The 2,509-nt window shown below is 33.8% G+C and carries 3 protein-coding genes; all 3 read left to right on the forward strand.

Annotated elements, in window-relative coordinates; translation table 11 throughout:
* Positions 1–69 precede the first annotated feature (69 nt).
* Positions 70–735 (forward strand): hypothetical protein, encoded by a 666-nt coding sequence (locus RMR19_RS10575; protein WP_310603457.1) that lies wholly within the window; start codon positions 70–72, stop codon positions 733–735.
* A gap of 153 nt (positions 736–888) precedes the next feature.
* Positions 889–1,644, forward strand: coding sequence for a hypothetical protein (locus RMR19_RS10580; RefSeq protein ID WP_310603458.1), 756 nt, complete (start codon positions 889–891; stop codon positions 1,642–1,644).
* 18 nt (positions 1,645–1,662) lie between these two features.
* Positions 1,663–2,509 (forward strand): hypothetical protein (locus RMR19_RS10585; protein ID WP_310603459.1); only part of this gene is annotated, 847 nt, incomplete at its 3' end.

The raw sequence follows: 2,509 nt of genomic DNA on the forward strand, positions 1-2,509 counted from the left end.
CATGGCGATTAGAGAAATACTGGTATTATTGCGAAAGCAAATAAGAAGAATATAAGTGAGGAAAAGAAGATGAAAAAGAGAATATTAGTAGGAATCCTAGTCTGCATGGTATTGCTGAGTAATGGATGCAGTACTAAAAAGAAAGCTAATGAAAATATAAATACAAATACAATAGAAGAGAATCCAGAAGAAAGAGACAAAGAATCCATAAGCGCAGAACCTATTGATGAACATGATAAGACAGAGTCAATGGAGTATTCTATAATAAGAGAAAAAATCAATTTGTGCCTAGAAGAATTCAGCAAAATGTATGAAAACGCAGTGACAGGTAATACAGAAGGTGAATCAAGTATAGAAATACATACGGGTGAAATGGATATACCAAGTACGGAAGGAAATGAGGTAAATCAATACATAGATGAAAAAGGTGAAATACTACGCTATAGTATCATGGTGTTTGGGGAAATGGGAAATGTAACATATGAATATCACAAACTTGATGACAATACAACTTATGCTACGATTTTAAAGGTTATGTATAGTGCTCCAATCTATATGCAAGATGAAAATACGGTATCCAAAGAGACGCTAGAAGAATATATTGTTGTCGATAACAAAATTTGTTGTTTGGATAGTAAGAAAGAAATATTAGTAGAAGTAAGTGAAGAAGAGGATTCTCTGCCATTTGCGAACTTTGAAGAGCTGAATGCTGGTTTTATTGAAATAAAAGAATAGTTGCATGGTGATAGAAATTATAGAATAAATGAAAGGTTGAACAACGTGACTGAGATAAATAAAAAGAAGCGCATACATATAATTGCGTTCGGAATCGCAATTATATGTATGCTCATTTGCTTGGGAGTAATATGTCTATATTTTAATCAAAAGATGAAATCCTATAAACTAGAAATAAAGGAATTACAAGATAAAAATCAAATACTTGAGGGCATAAATGAAATAAATCGAGTAGAAGATAAGAAACAGGAAAAACAAAAAGAAGAGAATCACGACAAGGAAATGGAAAATGTATTTTTAACCCCTGTAAATGATGGTGATTACGAGTTGCATCGTTATCAATCACCAGAAGAAAAAGCGCAGGAATATGATTGGTTCGCAGGGATTTATACGGAATTTGGTTATTGTGGAGAACGGAGTAAACTATTTGAAGTAATGGAGTCCTATAATAATCCAATTGATATATCATTTATGATTTGGTTGAACCATAGAGGCGTAGTTTGTGAAGCGGCAAGAAGAGGGTTTCAAGATTCTTATGCAGGTGTATGGAGAAGTGAATTTTATAATGTAGCCAGTTTGCTTTATGAAACACTTACATATGAGGAGGATAAGGAACGATTTGTGGCATATGTAAAGTCTGTTGAACAGGCGATACAGCTATACCGTGATGAGATAATACTGATAAATCTTGAATGTACCAATGTACCACAAGAAGAACGAAATATGAATGATTGTTTTGGGAATGGAGGATATGCTTGGTTAGCAGAGGAAGAGGGAGATATCTATCGTATCTTTGCATTGAAACTAATCGAGCATTATAACAGAGGAAGTAAGAAATATACCTACTTGACCAATGAAATAGAAAGTAGGGAAGGGATAGGAATAGATATACCAGATATATTTCAGTAAAACTAAAAGGAGATTGCGATGAAAAAAGTTCTACTATTAGGAATAACGCTATGCTTACTTCTTGGAAGCACAGCTTGTAACACAAAGAAAGTAAATAACACGCAAAATGCAATTATCGAACAAAACCATACAGAGACAAATCAAGAAACTCAAGAGATGATGCAGAAAGAAGACCAAAAAGACCAAAAAGACCAACAACAAACCACAACGAATCAGAAAGAAGATCGTTGTCAAAAGATAGATTTCAATCAAAAGAATGAGATCGATGTGAACAACGATGGCATATTAGAAAGCATAGAGATATTTGTAGCGGAGGAAAGGGCTTGTTATATAACAATTGCAATAAATATTGATGGAGAGGTAACAGATATTGTGGAGGCAGAAGGCTGTGAAAATGCATTTTTAATACAGAATAAAGATGGATTAACAGGAATTTTATTTGATGCAGCGTGGAGCAATGACTATTGCAAAACCTATCTGTGTCAGATTAATGAAAACAAAGAAATTATAACAGAAGAAATTAAAGGACATATTGCATACGATACAGTGACGGCAAGAAGTTTTGTTTTGGAGGACTATTTGTACTTGTTTGGAACTTGGAATGCAACATGCGAATATGAAATCACATCGGATTTACATCTAAGAGCAGTTGCAGATTATCAGATTAAAAATGACACAGAACGATGTATTACAGTAAAACAAAATTTGCTTGTTTCTGTTCAGGAAGATGAGCTATGGCGTGATACGGAATATAAAGTGGGAGAAAGGTTCTATCCTGTAGCTACAGATTGCAAGGAATATATGTATTTCCAAACGGAAGAGGGAGAATATATCCGTATAGAGTTTACAATTGATGAAGAGTATC

Origin of the sequence: Anaerosporobacter sp. (assembly GCF_031551385.1) — a bacterium.
Classification (GTDB): domain Bacteria; phylum Bacillota; class Clostridia; order Lachnospirales; family Lachnospiraceae; genus Anaerosporobacter.

Bases quoted from the DNA above. Each gene is read 5' to 3' on its own strand.
- RMR19_RS10575 (WP_310603457.1), top strand. From the start codon at position 70: ATGAAAAAGAGAATATTAGTAGGAATCCTAGTCTGCATGGTATTGCTG.
- RMR19_RS10580 (WP_310603458.1), top strand. From the start codon at position 889: ATGAAATCCTATAAACTAGAAATAAAGGAATTACAAGATAAAAATCAA.